Genomic DNA, 18,885 nt, shown 5'->3' with positions numbered 1-18,885 from the left:
CTCCTCACTCACGACCGGTGGCCTGCGGAAACTGTGTCCCACCGGAGACGAGCAGGTCGAGCACGCGCGGAAGTTCCTCCTCCAGCTGCGCCACCTGCGCGTCCATTCCGGACAGTGAACTCAGCAGCGCACGCTGGAAAATCCCGTCGAGCATGACGTACGACGCGACGGGCGAGGTCGCCGGTTCACCACCGGAGAGCTCCGCGTAGCGGCTGATCACCCGCCAGATCATGGCCTCGCGATGCTCGTCGATCTCCAGCACGTCCTCGCGGAAGGACTCGTCGAACAGGCTCTGGTTGCGCAGGTCGTACCAGAGTCTGTGCAGCGGGGCGTCGGCCTTCAGCGTGGCGAAGAACGTGTTGACGAAGTCGCGCCGCAGTTGCTCCGCCGTGGTCGAGCCCGCCACCACGTCGTCGTAGCGGGTGACGCACACGGCCTCGTACTGGCGTACCGCCTGGGTGATCAGGTCGCGCTTGTCGGTGAAGTAGTAGTGCAGGACGCCGTGTGAGAACTCCGAGTTCTGGGCGATCTCGCGCAGGCTGGTACGGGCGTAGCCCAGCTCCGCCAGCGTGTGGAGGGTGGCGACCGCGAGCTGCGTACGTCGCCCCTCGAACTTGTCGACCTGGCGGCGAGCGATCCGGTCCTGCTTGGTTTCGACGGCCTCGGTCACGTGTGCGTCCTGTCGGGTGGCTGTGGCTCGCGGCGTGCGGGCCGGGGCCGAGTCTATCGTCCGGCGCGACCAGCTTGGTTGGACAACTGTCAAAGAAATTCTTGACGACTGTCCAAATCTCGCTAGTGTGTGACCCACACCGCAGCTCCGTCCTCACCGACGAGCGCGGCGAAGCCGCGGATCAGCGATCTCAAGGAGGAGATTCCGGATGACGAGTTATGACCTGACCGGCCGAAAAGCGCTGGTCACTGGGGGAGCGCGTGGGCTCGGCGCCGGGATGGCCGAGGCGCTGGCCAAGGCAGGCGCCGCCGTCGCCGTCGGTGACGTGCTGGAGGACGTCGGCAAGGAGACCGCGCAGTCGCTGCGTGACGGGGGCGCCACGGCGGAGTTCATCGCACTGGATGTCACCGAGGACGCGAGCTGGGCCGAGGCGATCCCGAACGTGGTGAACGCACTCGGCGGGCTGGACCTGCTCGTCAACAACGCGGGCGTGGAGATCACCAGCCTGATCGTCGACCTCGATCCCGCCGACGTGCGGAAGATGCTCGACGTCAACGTGCTCGGTACCGCGCTCGGGCTCAAGCACGCCTTCCGCACCATGCGCCCTGGAGGCCCGGCCGGCAACGGCGGCGCCGTCGTCAACATCGCCTCCGTCGCCGCGACGATCGCGTTCCCCGGCATCGCGGGCTACTCGGCGACGAAGTCCGGCATCGACCGGCTCACCAGGGTCGCCGCGGCCGAGTCGGGCAAGCTCGGCTACGGCGTGCGGGTCAACTGCATCTACCCGGGCCTGACGCCGACCGCGATGGGCAACCAGCTTGCCGTGGACTGTGCGGAGCTCGGCCTCTTCCCCTCGCCCGAGGAAGCCGCGAAGGCCGTCGTGGAGCTGACTCCGCAGGGACGCCTCGGGCAGGTCGACGACATGGCCGACGCCGTGGTCTTCCTGGCCTCCGACGCCGCCAAGTACATCACCGGGGCAGGGCTCCCGGTCGATGGCGGCATGGGCATGTGACCGGCTTTCCACAGGAAAGGAAGAAACTGTCGTGACCACTGACAAGCCTGTCGTCGTCTACGGAGCCTCCGGCTACACCGGGCGGCTCATCTGCGAGTACCTGCGCGAGTACAACATCCCGTTCCTGGCGGCGGGCCGGGACCACAAGCGTGTGAAGGAGGCCGTCGACGCCGTCCCCGGAGTGGAGACCGTCGAGCACGAAGTGGTCGAGGTCGAGCACGGCGTGGCCGCGCTGACCGAGCAGTTCCGTGGCGCCACGGTGGTGCTGAACACGGTCGGCCCCTTCGCCCGCTACGGCCACGAGGTGGTGCAGGCGTGCCTGAACGTCGGCGCGCACTACACCGACACCAACGGCGAGCAGAACTGGATGATCGAAGCCGAGGACCGCTACGGAGCGGAGTTCGCCGCGCAGGGGCTCGTGCTTTCCCCCGGCCTGGCGCAGATGTACACGATCGGCGAGATCGCGGCCAACCTCTGCCTGGAGAAGCCCGGCCTGGACACTCTCGACATCGAGGTGTTCTGGAAGGGATACCCGACCGTCGCCTCCACGAACACGATCCTGACCAACGCCGCGTTCGCCAAGGCGTACTACCTGGAGCAGAACGAGTACGTGGAATGGCCGCCGGACGCCGGGCTCTACGAGCTGGTCGTGCCGGGACAGCACGAGCTCGGCCTCGCTCTTCCCTGGGGCGGCACGTCGCATCCCGTGTGGTTCAGGAAGGACCCGAGGGTGGCCAACGCGCGTGCGCTCGGTGGCGTGTTCAACCGGCCGCTGATGCTGGGCGTACCGCAGATCGTCGAAGCTGCCCTCAAGCAGATGGAGGGCCTCGCGCAGGAGGAGAAGTACCGGGTCATCGACGAGGTGTCGGCGCAGGTGCGCAGCGAGATGCCGCCGAGGGAGAACCCTCGCGTCAACACCTCGCTCGACTCGGTGTACGCCTCCGGCCCGCTCGGCCGTGCCCACTGCGTCATCCACGGCAACTGCAACTACAAGCAGACCGCCCTGCTGAACGCCCACGCGGCGGCTCACCTGTTGCAGGAGCCGCCGAGGAAGGCCGGCTTCGCGTCCAGCTGCCAGGCCTTCGGGCACCGTGAACTGCTCGGCACGCTCCGGTCGTTCGGCCTCGTGCTTGAGCCGATCCTGGAAACCCACCACTGAGCACCGCGCCGGCCGCCGCAGGGGGCGGCCGGCGCGGCTGCGAACCCGACAGTCTCCGAACCCGACAGCGAGGTAGCAGTGCAGCTGGCCGACTATCTGGACAAGGGCGCCTCCCTCGGCGGCGATCTCCCTTGCCTGACCACGAACGGGGAGTCGCTCACCTACGCCGAGGTGCAGCGGCTGTCCTGGCGGATCGCCGGGGCCCTGCACGGCTCCGGCATCGCTCGCGGCGACCGGGTCGCGGTGCTCTCGGCGAACGATGCGCTCGCCCTGACCTGCGTGTTCGGCATCTCCCGCGCCGGTGCGGTGTGGTGTCCGGTCAATCCACGCAACGAGGCCGCGGAGAACCGGCAGCTACTCGATCTGTTCGGCTGCCGTTGCCTGTTCTTCCAGGAGAAGTTCGCCGAGCTGGTGCAGCGGATACGCGGTGAGCTTCCCGAGCTGACCACGCTGGTGTGCCTGAACGGCTCGGTGGAAGGCGCCACGACGTTCGCCGAGTGGGTCGAGCACGACCATCGGGTGCCGGACGCGGTCTCGCCCGCCGACGACGACCTGTGCGTGCTCGCCGGAACCGGCGGCACCACCGGGAGGCCGAAAGGGGTACGGCTGACCGGGCACAACCTGGAGGCGGCGACCGCGTCGACGCTGATGAGCTACCCGTTCGGCGAGCGACCCCGCTACCTCGCCCTCGCTCCGCTGACCCACTCCGCAGGCGTCCTCACGTTCCCGGTCATGACCCTCGGCGGCGAGGTGGTCATCATGCCGAGCCCGGACCTCGGTGAGTTCCTCCGACTGATCGAGCGGCACCGCATCACGCACGCCTTTCTGCCGCCGACCGTCATCTACGGGTTGCTCGAACACCCCGATCTCGACTCGACGAACCTGGGGTCGCTGCGCTGCCTGTGGTACGGCGCCGCGCCGATGTCGCCGACGCGGCTGGAGGAGGCGCTGAGCAGGATCGGTCCGGTGCTCGGGCAGCTGTTCGGCCAGACGGAGGCGCCGAACATGATCTCGACGCTCGCCCCTGCCGACCATTTCCGTGCGGACGGATCGATCGCCGTCGAACGGCTTTCCTCCGCCGGACGGCCCACCCCGCTGACTCAGGTCGCGGTGATGAACGATGCCGGCACCGTGCTGCCGAGAGGCGAGCCCGGCGAGATCGTGGTGCGCGGCCCGCTGGTCATGGCTGGTTACCACGAGGACCCCGAAGCCACGGCGGCGGTGAGCAGGCACGGCTGGCACCACACGGGAGACGTCGGTTACCTCGATGAGGAGAACTATCTCTACATCGTCGACCGGGCCAAGGACATGATCATCACCGGCGGGTTCAACGTGTACTCGGCGGAGGTGGAGCAGGCTCTGATGGCACATCCCGCGGTGCAGGACAGCGCGGTGGTCGGCCTGCCCGACGACAAGTGGGGCGAACGGGTAACGGCTGTGGTCCAGCTGCGTCCCGCGCACGGGACGACGCCGGACGAGCTGACCACATTCGTGAAGGCCCGGCTCGGCAGCGTGAAGGCGCCGAAACAGGTCGAGATCTGGCCCGACCTTCCGCGCTCGAAGATCGGCAAGGTGCTGAAGCCGGAGATCAAGGACCGGCTGGCCGAAGGCTAGGGGCTGGTACCGGCACAACAACGAGGGCTACGCGTTGCGCCCGAGTTCGGCGACGAATGCCCGGCTGGGGTTCACGACCAGCACGGCTCCACCTTCCGGAGCGGTACTCGCACCGATGACCCGCGCCATGCCGCCCCGGGCGAACGGGAACGCCGCGAGAATCATCGCCACCAGCCCGGCCACCGCCACTCCGGCGAGCGGCTGCACGGTGCCCCTCTCGGCGAGGATCGCGGCGATGAGCGATCCGGCGAACGCCAGCAGTCCGCCGAAGAACATGACACAGGAGACGGTGAGCCAAACCGCTCTGGTACGAGCGCAGACATCGCACAACGGCCAGCCGTTGACGTGGGTGACCCGCACCTTCTGCGCGTGCTGACCCAGACGTTCGGCCATACCGAGGGCGCCGCGAAAGCCCACCTGGTGCAGCCGGCTGCCCTCGATCCGCACCTTGGACTGCAGGGTGAAGTCGGCCAGCCGCACCGCGGGGCGGCCATGACGCGTGCAGGACGACGGGAGGTTCCCCGGCTGCCCGACCAGCTCAGCCGGCAGCCTGATGATGTTCGGCTGTCGCTGCACGTGCGCCCCCGTCCCGGGCCGGGCGAACCCGTCCACGACCGGAGTGTAGCGAACCGAATCCGCCGCGTGGCCGGCTTGAATCCTGGCCGTGCCCAGCATCTGTTCGACAGCAACTCCCCGGCACACCCCGCGCTGTTGGCCGCGATCGGGTTATGCGCGCCGCACGTCGGGAGCCGGACTGGCGCGCGGTGTGAGCGAAATGTGCGCGGAGAGCGCGCGGAGGTCGGGCGCGTCGAAGATCTCGGCGGCAGACGCGACTCCGGCTGTCTTGGTCCGTCCGGTGAGAACGCGGTGGACCCCTTCCACGGCGAGCGGGCGCGGTGACGGCGTAGATGTCCTGGCCGCTCGCGACAGCGCGTCGTTGCGTGCCGCCGGAGCGCACGATGACGTCGACGAGGAACGTCTGCGCGGACCGGCCGCGCTCGTCGACCGCGGTCGGTGTCGAGGTGTCCGGGGCCGAGACGTCCCTGGCCGCGTCGGCCGCCGTGTACGTGCTCATGTCAGGGATGGACAGGTGGCTGGGGATCGTGACGATATCGGTCATCGTGAACTCGCCGATGACGGTCCTGGTGCCCAGCGGGGCGGAAAGGGCCACTCCAGGGTCGGCGGAGTGTCGTCGTGGTCCTCCGGACGCCTACCGCCACATGTTCCGCAGCTGGTGCCGGTCAGCGCCTCGGCCACGCGAGGAATGCCGAACCGGTCGCGGCTCCGCCGGTCACCTCTGGATCGCGACGCCACCCGGTGCTGTCTGTGCTGCCGAGGCCGACGATCTCTTCTAGCATTCGACCATGGCCACTGACAACACGTTCCGGTACGGCGGCGCCGCGATCTCGGCGCTGGTGATGGGCTGGGGCGTGGGGTTCGCTGTCGAACCGGTGGCCGGCCTCATCGCCGGGCTCGCGGCCGGACTGGCATGGCTGGCGGCCGGAATGTTGGCCCGGCGCAGATAGTGGTCGCGGGTGCCGACGTGCCGGCGAATTCCGGAGCCAATCGAATCCGGAGCCAATCGAATGCTGACCGTGCGAGGCATCTCCTACCTCGTTGAAGGCGCTCCCGCCGAGGTCGTGCGTCGGGACCTGGGCGTGACCGAGAGAACCTGCACTGCACCGCCGTGATGCTGATCGGCACCGATACCGAGCAGCTGATCGGAGCGGCCGAGGTCGCAGTTGAACTGGGCTGGAAGCCTACGTACGACCGCACTTCCCGAATCAGCGCTGGTCCAAGCTGCTGGCACACCTCGAGCGGACCGCCGCAGCGGCCGAGCACCTGCGGACCCGCCATCCGGGTCGGGTGACGCTGCTGGTCGGCAGCGAGTTCTCGCACCCCGCACCCGGCATGGTCCCCGGCCCGTGGTCCTACCTACGCCTGTTGCTGATCTTGCGAGCGCCGTTATCATCGCTAACAGCGAACCGGTGGCGCCGATAGCAAGTCATTGATATCGTGCGAGTGTTATCGTTGGAAACACACAGGGAGGACCTTCATGAACAAGCGCGCCCTCGGTGTCGGCGGTCCCACCGTCTCCGCTCTCGGTCTTGGCCTGATGGGCATGTCGGACCTGTACGGGCCGGCCGACGAGGAGGAGTCGGTCGCCACTGTCCAGGCGGCGCTCGACGCGGGTGTCACCTTGCTGGACACCGGCGACTTCTACGGCATGGGGCACAATGAGCTGCTGCTTCGCGACGCTTTGCGCGGCGTCGACCGGGACAGGGTGACGATCAGCGTGAAGTTCGGTGCGATGCGTGGCCCGGACGGTGACTGGCTCGGCTTCGACGCCCGCCCCGCGGCGGTAAAGAACTTCGTCGCCTACAGCCTGCGCAGGCTGGGCACCGACCACATCGACATCTACCGGCCCGCCCGCCTGGACCCGGAGGTGCCCATCGAGGACACCGTCGGTGCCCTTGCCGAGCTGGTCGAGGCCGGGCACGTCCGGCACATCGGCCTGTCCGAGGTGGGTGCCGAGACGCTGCGCCGGGCCGCCGCCGTGCACCCGATCGCCGATCTGCAGATCGAGTACTCCCTGCTGTCCCGGGGAATCGAGACGGAGATCCTGCCCGCCGCGCGGGAGCTGGGTGTCGGCATCACCGCTTACGCGGTGCTCTCCCGCGGTCTGCTCAGCGGGCACTGGACACCGGACCGGAACCTCACCGCGGGCGACTTCCGCGCCCGCAGCCCGCGTTTCCAGGGGGAGAACCTGCAGCGCAACCTGGCGCTGGTGGAGGCGCTGCGTGGCGTCGCCACGCGGCAGGGGGTCAGCGTGGCGCAGGTCGCCATCGCCTGGGTGGCCCGGCAGGGCGAGGACATCGTGCCGCTGGTCGGCGCGCGTAACCGGACCCGGCTCGCCGAGTCCCTCGGCGCGACCGGCGTCGACCTCGGCGAGGAGGACCTGGCGGCTATCGAGCACGCCGTGCCCGCCGATGCCGCCGCGGGCGAACGCTATGCCGCGCCGATGATGGCGCACCTCGACAGCGAGCGCTGAGCGAGCCACCGCGTCAGGTAACAATGTTAACTGGCCCATGTTATCCTTGGAAACATGGAGAAGTCGACCCGGGACCGGATCATCGACGCGGCAACGACCCTGCTCGCCGAGGGTGGGCGCGACGCCGTGTCGACCCGTGCCGTGAGCGTGGCGGCCGGCGTGCAGGCGCCCGCGATCTACCGGATCTTCGGCGACAAGCAGGGCCTGCTGGACGCCGTGGCCAGCCATGGCTTCGAAACCTACCTGGGCGACAAGAAGGCCAACCCGGCCACCGACGACCCGGTGGCGGATCTGCGCCGCGGCTGGGACCTGCACGTCGGGTTCGGTCTGGCCAATCCGGTGCTCTACACCCTGATCTACGGTGACCAGCGCCCCGGCCGGGAACCGCCTGCGGCGCGCCAGGCAGCGGAGATCCTCGCCGCGATGATCCACCGCATCGCCGAGGCCGGGCGGCTGCGGGTGACCGAGCAGCGCGCGGCCCACCTGGTTCACGCCACCGGCCGCGGCACGACCCTCACGCTGATCTCGCTACCCGAGGACCGACGCGATCCGTCACTGTCCACGATGGCTCGTGAATCGATCATCGCCACCATCACCACGGACGCATCACCCGGCGCCGCGCCGGGACCGGTGTCCACGGCGGTGGCCATGCGAGCCGTCCTGCCCCAGGCGACCGCCCTGACCGCGGCGGAGCGAAGCCTTCTGGCCGAATGGCTGGACCGCATCGCCACCGACGGCTGAAGGGCGCATCTCCCCGCTCAGCCCGCGGCACGGGCCCGGGAGCGCCACAGCAGCCAGACGAAGTACGGGGTGCCGATCATGGCGGTGAGCAGTCCGGCGGGTACCTGGGCGGGGGCGATCACCGTGCGCCCGAGGGTGTCGGCCAGCGAGATCAGCAGCGCGCCGAGCAGAGCCGCGACGGGAATCGCACGGGAGTGGCGGCTGCCGACGAGGGCGCGTGCCATGTGCGGCGCGACGAGTCCGACGAAGCCGATCACGCCCACGGCGGCGACCGCCGCGGCGGTGAGCAGTGCGGTGGCGCCGAGAACGACGAGCCGGGTGCGTTCCAGCCGGACGCCGAGTACCCGAGGAGTGTCGTCGTCGAGGCCGAGCAGATCGAGCTCCCGGTGAGCGAGCGCGATCAGCGGAACCAGCAGGACGAGCGCGATCGCGACGGGTACGAGATGGGCGGGGGTACGGCCGTACGTGGAGCCGGAGAGCCAGGTGAGTGCCTTGGCCGTGTTCCAGGGGTCGAAGGCGACGATGAGGAACGTGATCACGCCGTTCCCGCCCATCCAGATTCCGATGCCGATCAGCACCAGCCGGTGGGAGTCGAGACCGCCTCGCCAGGCCATCCCGTACACGGCGGCGAAGGTCAGCAGCGCGCAGCCGCCCGCGACGCCGGACATGGTCCAGACCCCTGCGAGCGGGATCAGGGTGATGAGGGCGACGGCGCCGACACCGGCGCCCGCGGTGATGCCGAGCAGGCCGGGTTCGGCCAGCGGGTTGCGGCAGACCGCCTGCACGGCGGAGCCGGCGACGGCCAGCGCCGTGCCGGCGAGCAGCGCCGCGAGCACGCGGGGGTAGCGCTGGTCGAGCACGAAGGTCAGGCTGGGGCCGGTGCTGCCGCGCAGCCAGTTCACGATGTCGCCCGTGAGCACGCTCGTGTCGCCGAGCAGCATCGCGGCGACGAACGCACCGCCGAGGAGCGCGGACAGGACGGTGATCACGACAGCGACGGCGCGCCGCCCCCGGACCGTGCCCGCGTGGGTCGCGGGCGGCTGCCGCGCCGGTGCGGAGTCGCGGTAACCGCGCGCCAGCCATACCAGCAGTACCGCCCCGGCGATGGTGGTGATCACTCCGGTCGGGATGTCCACACCGGCCTGACCGCCCATGACGGCGCGGACGGCGATGTCGGCCGCGAGCACGACGAGCACCCCCGCGAGTGCGGACAGGGGCAACAGCAGCCGGTGGCGGTGCAGATGCGGGATGCGGGCACCCAGCAACCGGACGATCGCGGGAGCGCACAGCCCGACGAAGCCGATAGGGCCGGCCAGGGTGACCGCCGAGGTGGCCAGCAGCACCGCGAGGAGGGTCGCGAGCAGCCGGGTGCGGCGCACGGGCACGCCGAGCACCGAGGCGGTGTCGTCGCCGAGGGTGAGGATGTCCAGCCGGCGGGCGAGCAGGAGACAACCGGCGACCGCGAGCGTGATCACGGGCGCCGTCCGCGTCACCGCGTCGAGATCGATCTGCACCAGCGAGCCGCTGCCCCAGGCGAACAGCCCGACCGTCTCCTGCTCCTTGAGCACGAGGAACAGCATCGTGAGCGCGTTGAGGGACAGCGCGATCGCGGCACCGGCGAGGATCAGCCGCGTCGGAGCAGCGTCCCCGCCGGCGGAGAGCAGCAGTACCAGGCCGGCCGCGGCGAGCCCTCCGGTGAACGCCACGCTGAGCGTGCCGATGCCGTCGAGCAACGGCAACCCGGTCGCGAGTGACAGCCCGAACGCGGCGGAGAGCACCACCGCCAGGTGTGCTCCCGCGTTGACCGCGAGGGTGTCGGGCGACGCCAGCGAGTTGCGGGCGATCGACTGCAGCACCGCCCCGGCCACGCCGAGCGCGACACCGACCGTGATTCCGGCGAGCAGCCGGGGCAGCCTCGACGCGACCAGCACCCGTGCCACGCCCTCGTCGCCGCCGCCCAAGGCGAGCCGGACCAGGTCGAGCGTACCCACGTCGGCGGTGCCCTGAGTGAGGTGGACCGACGACAGCAGCAGTACGGACACGCCGCCGAGCACGAGTGCGACCGCGGCCGGGACCAGGCGAACCGTGGGATTCGCGCGAGTGTCCGGTTCGGACCTTCCCGCGAGCCGGGACGTGGTGTGCGGACTCACGAGGTGAACACCGAGACGAGCTCGTCGAGGAACTGCTCGGAGGAGGCCGGCCCGCCGAACGTCCAGATGCCGTCGGTCATCCGGTGCACGTGACCAGCTCGCACGGACGGCAGCGACTTCCAGATGGGATTGTCCCTGAGGCCGTCGGCGAACACGTCGGTGCCGTCGGACGCGCTGTACAGGAACCGCACGTTGTCATCGGTGATGGTGGTCAGACCCTCCACATCGGTCTGGCCGAGTCCCCACACGCCGTCCACCTTCCCGGGCCAGGCGTTGCGCAGCCCGGCGGCGATGGCGAGCTGGGAGGCCAGTGCCCCCCCCGCCGTACGGGCGGATCGCGATCGCGTTGCCCTCCTGCCAGCCGTCGGCGATCACGAAGGACTCACCGGCGGCACCGGCTTGGGCGATCTTCCGCCTGGCGTCCGCGAGCACACCGTCGAACCCGGCGAGCGCCTCCGCCGCCTTCTCCTCCCTGCCGACCGCCTTGGCGATCATGGTGAAGTCGTCGCGCATCCGCTGCAGGTTGTCGCCGGCGTCGCTGCCCTTGGTCACCAGGACCGGCACGTACTCCTCGAGCTGCTTGACAAGTGGTGCGCTGCGGTAGCCCTCCATCACCACGAGGTCGGGCTCGAGTGCGACGATCGACTCCACGTTGGGCTCGGCGCGCGTGCCGACCTCCCGCACGCTGCCATCGAGTTCCGCCGCGGTCACCCAGTTGCCGTAGTCCTCGACCTGGCTGACGCCCACCGGCATGACATCGAGGGTGGTGAGCATCTCCGCCTCGGCCCACTCCAAGGCCACCACTCGCCGCGCCGGAGCGTCGAGCCGGACCTCCTGACCCCGGCTGTCGGTGACGGCTACCGGGCCGTCGCCCGAAGCGCTGGACGGTGCCGTGCCGTCGGCGGCCCGCTCCGTGGTGCCGCACGCGCTGAGCAGTACGAGCGCACCGGCCATGAGCGCGGTGAGGCGGTTTCTGGGCATGGCAGAACTCCGTTGCTGTCGATGGATCGTTCGGGGGAGAAGGCCGTTCGGACTACCGGGTTCGCGGCAGCAGCTCGCTCGGCTGCCGGGTGTGCCGGCCGATCGGCCGGGCGGTGAGCGTGCCGGTGGCCGGGTCGACGCCGACCTCGATCCGGATGCCGTAGACCCGCGTGAGGTTCTCGCCGGTGAGTACCTCGTCCGGAGGTCCGCCTGCGCACACCTCGCCCTGGTGCAGCAGGACGACGTGGTCGCCGATCGCGGCCGCCTGGTTCAGGTCGTGCAGCACCACACCGACCGCGACGCCGTGGTCGTCGGCCAGCTCGCGAACCAGGTCGAGGGTCTCCACCTGGTAGCGCAGGTCGAGGAACGTCGTGGGCTCGTCCAGCAGCAGTACGCGCGTGTCCTGCGCCAGGCACGTCGCCAGCCACACCCGCTGCAGCTCGCCGCCGGAGAGCCGGTCCGCGGGGCGATCCGCCATCGCGGCCAGCCGGTGACCCGCATGGCGTGCTCGATCGCGCGTTGCCCGTCCCGGTCCTCGCCCCGGAAGCGCCCGCGGTAGGGGTGACGGCCGTAGGCCACGACATCGGCGACGGTCACGCCACTCGGCGTCGGCCTGCTCTGCGCGAGCAGCGTCACGTGGCGGGCGAACTCCTTGGTGGACAACGAGAACGCCGGCGTGCCGTCCTCGAGCAGCACCTCGCCCCGCTCGGGCCGGTGCAACCGCGCCAGCGCGCGCAGCAGCGTCGACTTGCCGCTGCCGTTGGGGCCGACCAGGGCCGTGACGCGGCCCGCGTGCAGGCGGAGCGAGGCGTCGTGCACCACGCGGACGCCGTGGTATCCGATGTCCAGGTGCGCGCCACTGACCGTGGCCGCGCCGTCGCCCTGGTTGCCGCTCTCCTGCACCGCGTACCTCAATCACTCGATGAGTAAAGTGAGGCTAACCTAAATACTCGGCGGAGGTCTGTCCAGTCACGTCGATGTGATCTGTGTCCGGTCCGGGCGGGCACTGCTCGCTAGGGAGACGCGTCCTCGACCTGGTGGGCCAGGCGGTCGAGACGGGTCCGGCCGACGATGCTCATCGAGATCGAGGAGCGGCACACCGCGCGATACGAGTACTCGCCGGACGACGTCGTCGAGTGGCTCACCCGCCGCGGCTACGTCATGTACGCGTGGCAACGCGGCTGGCACGTGGCCGAGCGGGTGTGCGTGCACGCCAACAACTATCTCTTCCGGCCGGCCGGTGCGGGCTCGTAGGAGCGTTCAGCGCGCCGGCTCGACGCCGTCCGGGCACCGGTCGGAGCGGCGCGCCGCCCGTTCGACGATGCGCCGCAGCCAGCGGTGCGCCTCGTCGTGCTCCTTCTGCTCGTGCCACCACATGATCTCGACGATCGGTGGCGGATCGCCGGGGCATTCGAGCAGCCGCAGGTCGGCACGGCCTGCGAAGTGCTGTGCGATCCTGCCCTGCATGATCGCGACCCGGTCGGTGCCCGCGACGAAGTGCGGCGTCGCCTGGTAGCTGTCGACGCGCACGGCGACGTGCGGCTGGGTGGAGAGCCGGGCCATCAGCGGGCCGAGCGGCGAGCTCGGCGGGTAGCCACCGTCCGGATGGTGCGGGACCACCCAGGGCAGCTTCTCGAGGTCGGCCAGTTCGAGCCGGTCGCCGACGGGATTGTCCCGCGCGACCACGCACACCCACCGGTCGCGGAACAGCTCGAGCGAGTGGATGGCCGGTGCGTACAGCTCGGCCTTGGCGGCGCAGATCATCCCGTCGATGAGCCGCAGCGTCTCCGGGATGTCGGTGGGCAGCCGCTCCCGCACCACCTGGACGTGCAGGCGGATGTTCGGAGCCGCGAGGAACAGCTCCCGCGAGATGTGCTCACCGAGTGCCGCGACCACGTAGTCCGGCGTCAGCAGCGTGAACTCGCGCTCCGACTCCTCGGGGTGGAACGCCGAGGTCGTGGAGAAGAGCCGCTCCAGTCCGGTGCACAGCGGCTCCACCTGCCCGGCGAGCTGAGCCGCCAGCGGGGACAGCACATAGGAGCCGCGGGACCGGACGAGCAACTGGTCGTCGAAGTGGCGGCGCAGCCGCGACAGTGCCGCACTCGCCGTCGGCTGGCTGACGCCCACTCGCTCGGCCGCTCGCGTCACGTTCCGCTCACGGAGCAGCTCCCGGAGGAACACCAGCAGGTTGAGATCCAGGCTCGCCAGGGACGCCGACCGCCGCGTCGCCGCGCGCCCGCTCGTAACCATACGTCCATTAGCGGCCGGCCGTGATCGGCTGTCAAGGATGCGCCCGCGAGGCGGAAAGGAATCGGCGCAGCTCGCGCGAGGTCCCGTCCGGGTCCTCCTCGGCGAGGTAGTGCCCGCAGTCCAGCGAGTGCCCCACGGCCGAGGGAGCCCATCGTCGCCACACCTCGACTACGTCGCGGACCCGGCCGAGCGGGCCGCGCCTGCCCCACAGCACGAGTACCGGGCAGCGGATCCACCTGCGGCCGCGGTCCGCCTCGTCGTCGGCCCGGTCCACGGTGGCGCCCGCCCGGTAGTCCTGGCACATCGCGTGGATCACCGACGGCCGGTGAAAGGCGGCACGGTAGGCCCCGCGCGCCTCCTCGGTGAAGATCCCCTCGGTCCCGCGCAGGAAGAACCCGTCCGGATCGGCGGAGATCAGCCGTTCCGGCAGGTCATCCCGCTGGGCGAGGAAGAACCAGTGCCAGGCCGCCAGGGCGAACGTGGCGTCGACGCGGTCGAGGACGTCGGCGGTCGGCAGGATGTCCAGCACGGCGAGGGCCGTCACCACCTCCTGATGGTCCAGCGCGAGACGGTAGGCGCAGCGCGCTCCCCGGTCGTGCCCCACGACGGCGAACCGGTGAAAGCCGAGCGCGGCCATCACCGCCACCTGATCGAGCGCCATCGCCCGCTTGCCGAACGCGGCCGGGTCGTCCTCCGTCCCCGGCGGCGGCACGCTGCCGCCGTACCCGCGCAGATCCGCTGTCACCACCGTGTGCTCGCGAGCCAGCTCCGGCGCGACGTGCTGCCACATGACCGACGTCTGCGGGTAGCCGTGCAGCAGGAGTACCGGCGGCCCGCTGCCGCCGACGCGCGCCCGGATGCGGGCCCCGGCCGGGGTGGTCACGTCCTGTTCGGTGAAGCCGTCGAGCATCTCGCTCCCTGCCTGCCGTGCGGCGGCGCTCAGCCGAGCGCGTACCAGCCCGCGGCGTTTCCGGCGAGTACCGCCTCCGTCTCGGCGGGGGACAGGGCCGAGAGGAGCCGCTCGTGCCCGCTGCCGTGGTCGTGCGGATGGTCGCTGGCGTACATCAGCATGGCCCCGGCATCGAACGTGTCGAGGAACTGCCGTACCTGGACCGGATCGCGCGGCAGCTGGGCGGGCGTGCTGGTCAGCCGGACGTGCCGGCGCACGATGTCCGACGGCTTGGCGTCGAGCCACGGCACCTCCCGCCAGACCCCCTTCCAGTCCTTGTCGAAGCGCCACATCAGCGCTGGCAGCCAGGAGAAGCCACATTCCAGCAGGGCCACCCGCAGCCGCGGGAGTTCCGCGAAGACGCCTTCGGTGACCAGGCTCGCCACCTGCGCCTGCACGATGATCTGCGAGTTGGCCAGGTAGTCCTCGAGGTAGCTGTGCGTGATCCCGGAGGGGGTGGCGGCGTTGCCGGTACGGCCCCAGGCGTGCAGGCCGACGACCAGATCGTGCTCGGCGGCGGCCCGGAGCAGGGCCCGGTGCCGCTTGTTCCCCCACGGTGCGTCCGTACGGACGGGCAGCACCACCTGGACGATCCCGGGATGGTCCCCGATCCGCTCGATCTCGGCGACGGCGGCGTCCGTGTCGAGCGTCGGCACCACCATGCTCGCCCGCAGGCGCTCGTCGGAGTCCAGCCATTCCGCGATGAGCCAGTCGTTCACCGCGCGCGTCAGCGCGGCCTCGTAGTAGGGGTTACGGTTGCTCGTGAACGACGCGGTGCAGACTAGCACGGCGGCCCGCAGCCTACCCGGATCGAGTACCCGCGCACGCACGTCGGCGGCCTCCCTGGCGGGAAACGCCCCCGCCGACCTCGCGGCGGGCGTGGCACTGGTCGGTGCCTGCGGAGGGTACGCCCCGCCCTGTGCGGCGGAGATCGTCAGGCCACCCTCCAGGACGTAGGTACGCCAGTAGGGGTCGAGGTAGGGAACCAGCTCCGCGATCGTGGCCGGCGTGCAGTGCACCTCGGCATCGATCGTGCCGTTCCCGACGGCGGTGCCGGTGCTTGTGGTCATCGTGCCGCCTCCGTCGTGTGCCCCGTCAGGTGGTAGAGCCGGCACGCGTTCGCGCCCATCACCCCGTCACGCAGGTCCGCGGGGAACAACCGGGGAGCGTGGCGTGGTGAGTCGAAGTCCCAATGTGGATAGTCGGAGGCGAACATGATCCGCTCGTTCATGCCGATGTGCTCCAGCGCGACCGTGAGCTGCCCGGGGTCCTCCGGCTCCTCGATCGGCTGGGTGGTGAACCAGAAGTGCTCCCGGACGTAGGCCGAGGGCGGCTTGCGCAGATGGGGCACATCGGTGCGGAGCTGTTCCCACGCCTCGTCGAGAGCCCACATCAGCGGGCCCGCCCAGGCGATCCCGCCCTCGACGCAGACCACCTGCAGATCCGGGTACCGGTCGAAGACACCCTCGCAGAGCATGCTGATGACGAAGGCGGCCATCATGTTGCCGTTCCACACGTGCTCCTCGAGGTAGAACGACGGCCAGCCTGCGCCGCGGTGCTGCTCCAGCCCGCCGGTGTGCGCGGCGACGGGCAGCCCGGCCTCGGCGGCGGCGGCGTAGATCGGCCAGTACCGCCTGCGGCCGAAACCGATCTCGCTGCCCGTCGACAGCAGGACCTGCGCGAAGCGCGGGTCGCCCGCGCGCCGCCGGATCTCCTCGGCGGCAAGGTCCGGTGACTCCATCGGGATCGCGATCGAGCCATGGAGCCTCGGCTCGGCGTCGAGCAGCGTCTCCTTCTGCCAGTCGTTGAGCGCGCGGCACAGCGCGGCGGCGTACTCCGGCTCCTCCACACCCCAGCTGTGCGCCTGCAACGGGATCAGCATGCCGTGCTCGACGTGGAACTCGTCGAGCAGTTGCTCGCGGATCAGTCGCAGGTCGCTGCCGGGCGGCCCCTGCTCGGGCCAGGAGTCCCGCCGGAATCCGGCGTTGCGGACCCGTGGGTAGATGTCCGGTGGCCCCGGCACCCTGCTGCCGAACATGTCCCAGCGCGCCCGGTACCGCCCCGGCAGCCGCGAGCGGATGTCCGCCGGCGGCGCGGTCGGATGAATGTCGGTGTCGACGATCGTGTATCCGGGCGTGCCCGGCGCGCGGCCGGGCGCCTCGGCGACAGCAGTGCTATTCAACGTTCACCTCTCGTAGTTCCGGTGCGCCGGGTGCCGCCGCTGGTGTCCACCACCACGTACGCGTCCTCCACGTGCACCGGAAACGTCTCGGCGACGTACGGACCCGGCATGCGCCCGCCCCTCGGCTCGCCCGCACCCACCTCGACCGAGACGTCGTAGGTGCGGGCAGGAGGCTCGCCGGGGCCGAGGAAGGACTGGCCGGTCGCGAGGTCGTACTCCCAGCCGTGCCACGGGCAGGCGACCAGGGACTCGCTTTCGTCCAGCACGTACTCACCCGGGCCGCCGGAGCGCACCCAGGGCTGGGTCGCCCCGAGGCACAGGGGACCGCCCTGGTGCGGGCAGTGGTTGTTCAGTGCGTAGAACTTGTCTCCGACCCGGAAAACGCCAATCGACCGCCGGCCCGCCTGGACGATCCGGCGCTCTCCCGGCGGGAATTCATCGAGCCGGGAAACCACGATCCTCATGAATGTGAACAGTAGAGTCCGACTCGGCCGTCCCGGAAAGAGAAATTCCCGATGATCGGCATTGACGACACCGATACCGGCGACCCGGGATCGCTTTCGAATCGGTGCGCGCGGGCCCGGTGGACGGTCTTAGCCGTGCCGCGCAAGGAAGATCGCGGGCGACCTGATCGCCGCGCGGCGTGGACCACGGTAATCGCCTGCTCAGCAGGATAAATCCGCTCCGGCAACGTGTCTCACGTGCCGGGTTCCAGCCGTGGGAGCCGGGTGGGTCCGGTCCGACACGCCGCACTTTCCGTGACGGTGTGTGTCCGTCGATCAGCAGAGCCCGGCTCGCGGAAGAGACGAATGTGGACGGAGACGAAACTTGACGCGGGGCAACCGGTTCGGTCAATCTCCTTGCCAGCCGGTCACAGGGTGGTGGCCTGTAAAAGGAACGAGGGATTAGATCGTGCCTACTCACTCGCTTGGTCCGACATCGCTGTCCCGGAGGGACTTTCTCAAACGATCCGCCATGGCCACGGCGATCGCGGCCACCGGACCCGCGCTGCTTTCGGCGTGTGGATCCGGGCCGGCGGCCGGTGGTGGTGGCGCCGGGTCGATGACCTTTCTCAGCCTTCTTCCGCTGGAGACCCTTTCGATGTCACCGGAACTGCTCGCCGTCGCCGGTGGCCACTTCGCCGGGCACGGGCTCGACGTCACGCTGCAACCGGTGAAGGGCTCGCCGCAGGCCATGCAGACGCTGATCTCCGGCGTCGGGCCGGTGACGCGACTGGGCCAGATCGACGTGATGACCGCGGCGGCGGAGTCACAGCAGCCGGTGGTGAACATCGGCACCCTGTCCCGGGGCTCCTCCGTGCGCATCGTCTACAGCAAGCAGAACCCGCTGGAGAAGCCGGAGGACTTCCTCGGCAAGACGATCGGTGTTCCCTCTGAGGCGGGCACCAGCAGCAAGGTGGTCTCGCTGGTGCTGGCGAACGCGGGGCTCGATCCGGAGAGGACGCCCCGCCAGGTCACCGGGCTCACCCCGGGCACGTTCAACCTCGTGCAGCAGGGGCGTATCGCGGGCTATGCCGCCAGCATCGACACCGCCAACATCGTGACCTCCCAGCACGAGGACGCGGGTGTCTTCGACCCGGGCACGGTCGTGAAGGCCGACTCGCAGATCTACGTGAGCGCGAAGGACGTGCTCCGGAAGGACCCGGACACGCTGAGGGCGTTCATGGCGGGGATCCACGACGCGCTGACCGAGTTCGTCGCCGACGAGAACTTCGACAAGACGATCGCGACGCTGCGCGAGAAATACTCCTTCGCCACGCTCGACGACGACAAGATCGCCCGCGCCAGCCTCGGGATGATGCGCGAGCTGTGGACCGGGGGCGATCCGAGCAAGCCGTTGCTGGTGACCGACGAGGCCGCGTGGCTTGCGGGGTACGAGGAGCTGACTGCCGCCGGACAGGCCGAACCGGGCGGTGACGCCGCGTCCTGGTTCGACAACAGCCTGCTGCCTACGACGAAAGCATGAGCTCAAGGAGTCGCATGTCCGCGCAACATGTCGAGACGTTCGAACCTGCCGCCGCGAACACCGGCCAGGCACGGCCCGCGACGCCGCCGAAGCTGGAACTCATCGGTGTGGGGAAGGAGTTTCGTGGTCGGCGGGTGAG

General features: G+C 70.1%; 19 protein-coding genes and 1 pseudogene. 8 read left to right on the top strand and 12 right to left on the bottom strand.

The features are described 5' to 3' along the window. Positions 1-4 precede the first annotated feature (4 nt). Positions 5-670 (bottom strand): TetR/AcrR family transcriptional regulator, encoded by a 666-nt coding sequence (locus JAP66_RS21625; protein WP_199433649.1) that lies wholly within the window; start codon positions 668-670, stop codon positions 5-7. A gap of 208 nt (positions 671-878) precedes the next feature. Between JAP66_RS21625 and JAP66_RS21620 the strand changes: the two genes are divergently transcribed. From JAP66_RS21620 to JAP66_RS21610, 3 genes are all read left to right on the top strand, one after another. Further along, positions 879-1,682: an SDR family NAD(P)-dependent oxidoreductase gene (locus JAP66_RS21620; protein WP_199433648.1), complete on the top strand. Its 804-nt coding sequence runs from the start codon at positions 879-881 to the stop codon at positions 1,680-1,682. Positions 1,683-1,713: 31 nt separating this feature from the next. Continuing rightward, positions 1,714-2,841, top strand: coding sequence for a DUF5938 domain-containing protein (locus JAP66_RS21615; protein WP_307849666.1), 1,128 nt, complete (start codon positions 1,714-1,716; stop codon positions 2,839-2,841). A 78-nt stretch (positions 2,842-2,919) separates the two neighbouring features. Further along, positions 2,920-4,455 carry an acyl-CoA synthetase gene (locus JAP66_RS21610; protein WP_199433646.1) on the top strand — a complete coding sequence of 512 codons (1,536 nt, stop codon included), beginning with the start codon at positions 2,920-2,922 and terminating at the stop codon, positions 4,453-4,455. Between the two features lie 27 nt (positions 4,456-4,482). Here the strand turns inward: JAP66_RS21610 and JAP66_RS21605 are convergent, their stop codons facing one another. Further along, a complete protein-coding gene (locus JAP66_RS21605; RefSeq protein WP_307849665.1) occupies positions 4,483-5,067 on the bottom strand; it encodes a hypothetical protein in 585 nt (194 codons plus the stop codon). Between the two features lie 752 nt (positions 5,068-5,819). Here JAP66_RS21605 and JAP66_RS21600 point away from each other — a divergent pair. The 3 genes from JAP66_RS21600 to JAP66_RS21590 all read left to right on the top strand — a co-directional run bounded on the left by JAP66_RS21600 (position 5,820) and on the right by JAP66_RS21590 (position 8,248). Next, entirely contained in the window at positions 5,820-5,981 is a 162-nt protein-coding gene (locus JAP66_RS21600; protein WP_199433645.1) for a hypothetical protein, read from the top strand. 530 nt (positions 5,982-6,511) lie between these two features. After that, entirely contained in the window at positions 6,512-7,507 is a 996-nt protein-coding gene (locus tag JAP66_RS21595; protein ID WP_199433644.1) for an aldo/keto reductase, read from the top strand. 54 nt (positions 7,508-7,561) lie between these two features. Beyond that, positions 7,562-8,248, top strand: a complete 687-nt coding sequence (locus JAP66_RS21590; protein WP_199433643.1) for a TetR/AcrR family transcriptional regulator — start codon at positions 7,562-7,564, stop codon at positions 8,246-8,248. A 17-nt stretch (positions 8,249-8,265) separates the two neighbouring features. Here JAP66_RS21590 and JAP66_RS21585 read toward each other — a convergent pair whose 3' ends face one another. The 5 genes and pseudogenes from JAP66_RS21585 to JAP66_RS32985 all read right to left on the bottom strand — a co-directional run. After that, the gene (locus JAP66_RS21585) at positions 8,266-10,398 is read right to left on the bottom strand and encodes an iron ABC transporter permease (RefSeq protein ID WP_199433642.1); all 2,133 of its coding nucleotides are present in this window, start codon (positions 10,396-10,398) and stop codon (positions 8,266-8,268) included. Further along, a complete protein-coding gene (locus JAP66_RS32265; protein ID WP_235999232.1) occupies positions 10,395-10,646 on the bottom strand; it encodes a TroA family protein in 252 nt (83 codons plus the stop codon). The genes JAP66_RS21585 and JAP66_RS32265 overlap by 4 nt, the downstream gene beginning before the upstream one ends. Further along, on the bottom strand, positions 10,594-11,379 hold the full coding sequence (locus JAP66_RS21580; protein WP_235999231.1) for an ABC transporter substrate-binding protein: 786 nt from the start codon (positions 11,377-11,379) through the stop codon (positions 10,594-10,596). Before JAP66_RS21580 ends, JAP66_RS32265 begins: the two co-directional genes overlap by 53 nt. Before the next feature lie 52 nt (positions 11,380-11,431). Then, positions 11,432-11,857: an ABC transporter ATP-binding protein gene (locus tag JAP66_RS32990; RefSeq protein WP_307849664.1), complete on the bottom strand. Its 426-nt coding sequence runs from the start codon at positions 11,855-11,857 to the stop codon at positions 11,432-11,434. A 110-nt stretch (positions 11,858-11,967) separates the two neighbouring features. Beyond that, positions 11,968-12,198: pseudogene (locus JAP66_RS32985) on the bottom strand (ATP-binding cassette domain-containing protein); the annotation flags it as partial. Positions 12,199-12,450: 252 nt separating this feature from the next. Here JAP66_RS32985 and JAP66_RS21570 point away from each other — a divergent pair. After that, positions 12,451-12,633: a hypothetical protein gene (locus JAP66_RS21570; protein WP_199433641.1), complete on the top strand. Its 183-nt coding sequence runs from the start codon at positions 12,451-12,453 to the stop codon at positions 12,631-12,633. Between the two features lie 6 nt (positions 12,634-12,639). Here JAP66_RS21570 and JAP66_RS21565 read toward each other — a convergent pair whose 3' ends face one another. From JAP66_RS21565 to JAP66_RS21545, 5 genes are read right to left on the bottom strand one after another with little or no spacing between them, the layout of a single operon-like run. After that, positions 12,640-13,629 carry a LysR family transcriptional regulator gene (locus JAP66_RS21565; RefSeq protein WP_199433640.1) on the bottom strand — a complete coding sequence of 330 codons (990 nt, stop codon included), beginning with the start codon at positions 13,627-13,629 and terminating at the stop codon, positions 12,640-12,642. Between the two features lie 31 nt (positions 13,630-13,660). Continuing rightward, a complete protein-coding gene (locus JAP66_RS21560) occupies positions 13,661-14,539 on the bottom strand; it encodes an alpha/beta fold hydrolase (protein WP_199433639.1) in 879 nt (292 codons plus the stop codon). Between the two features lie 29 nt (positions 14,540-14,568). After that, entirely contained in the window at positions 14,569-15,648 is a 1,080-nt protein-coding gene (locus tag JAP66_RS21555) for an amidohydrolase family protein (RefSeq protein WP_199433638.1), read from the bottom strand. After that, on the bottom strand, positions 15,645-16,760 hold the full coding sequence (locus tag JAP66_RS21550; RefSeq protein WP_199433637.1) for an amidohydrolase family protein: 1,116 nt from the start codon (positions 16,758-16,760) through the stop codon (positions 15,645-15,647). The genes JAP66_RS21555 and JAP66_RS21550 overlap by 4 nt, the downstream gene beginning before the upstream one ends. Beyond that, positions 16,757-17,224 carry a Rieske (2Fe-2S) protein gene (locus JAP66_RS21545; RefSeq protein ID WP_199433636.1) on the bottom strand — a complete coding sequence of 156 codons (468 nt, stop codon included), beginning with the start codon at positions 17,222-17,224 and terminating at the stop codon, positions 16,757-16,759. Before JAP66_RS21545 ends, JAP66_RS21550 begins: the two co-directional genes overlap by 4 nt. Positions 17,225-17,672: 448 nt before the next feature. Here JAP66_RS21545 and JAP66_RS21540 point away from each other — a divergent pair, with 448 nt between their 5' ends. After that, complete coding sequence (locus JAP66_RS21540; RefSeq protein WP_199433635.1) at positions 17,673-18,746, top strand: ABC transporter substrate-binding protein; 1,074 nt, start codon at positions 17,673-17,675, stop codon at positions 18,744-18,746. Positions 18,747-18,885 lie beyond the last annotated feature (139 nt).

Source organism: Qaidamihabitans albus (assembly GCF_016464705.1).
GTDB lineage: Bacteria > Actinomycetota > Actinomycetes > Mycobacteriales > Pseudonocardiaceae > Qaidamihabitans > Qaidamihabitans albus.
The sequence above is the reverse complement of the archived record's forward strand: the minus strand, read 5'-3'. Positions and strand labels throughout refer to the sequence as shown.

Excerpts from the sequence above, each read along its gene's own strand:
- JAP66_RS21620 (WP_199433648.1), top strand. The coding sequence starts at position 879 with ATGACGAGTTATGACCTGACCGGCCGAAAAGCGCTGGTCACTGGGGGA.
- JAP66_RS21600 (WP_199433645.1), top strand. The coding sequence starts at position 5,820 with ATGGCCACTGACAACACGTTCCGGTACGGCGGCGCCGCGATCTCGGCG.
- JAP66_RS21595 (WP_199433644.1), top strand. The coding sequence starts at position 6,512 with ATGAACAAGCGCGCCCTCGGTGTCGGCGGTCCCACCGTCTCCGCTCTC.
- JAP66_RS21590 (WP_199433643.1), top strand. The coding sequence starts at position 7,562 with ATGGAGAAGTCGACCCGGGACCGGATCATCGACGCGGCAACGACCCTG.
- JAP66_RS21580 (WP_235999231.1), bottom strand. The coding sequence starts at position 11,379 with ATGCCCAGAAACCGCCTCACCGCGCTCATGGCCGGTGCGCTCGTACTG.
- JAP66_RS32990 (WP_307849664.1), bottom strand. The coding sequence starts at position 11,857 with ATGGCGGATCGCCCCGCGGACCGGCTCTCCGGCGGCGAGCTGCAGCGG.
- JAP66_RS21570 (WP_199433641.1), top strand. The coding sequence starts at position 12,451 with ATGCTCATCGAGATCGAGGAGCGGCACACCGCGCGATACGAGTACTCG.
- JAP66_RS21565 (WP_199433640.1), bottom strand. The coding sequence starts at position 13,629 with ATGGTTACGAGCGGGCGCGCGGCGACGCGGCGGTCGGCGTCCCTGGCG.
- JAP66_RS21560 (WP_199433639.1), bottom strand. The coding sequence starts at position 14,539 with ATGCTCGACGGCTTCACCGAACAGGACGTGACCACCCCGGCCGGGGCC.
- JAP66_RS21555 (WP_199433638.1), bottom strand. The coding sequence starts at position 15,648 with ATGACCACAAGCACCGGCACCGCCGTCGGGAACGGCACGATCGATGCC.
- JAP66_RS21545 (WP_199433636.1), bottom strand. The coding sequence starts at position 17,224 with ATGAGGATCGTGGTTTCCCGGCTCGATGAATTCCCGCCGGGAGAGCGC.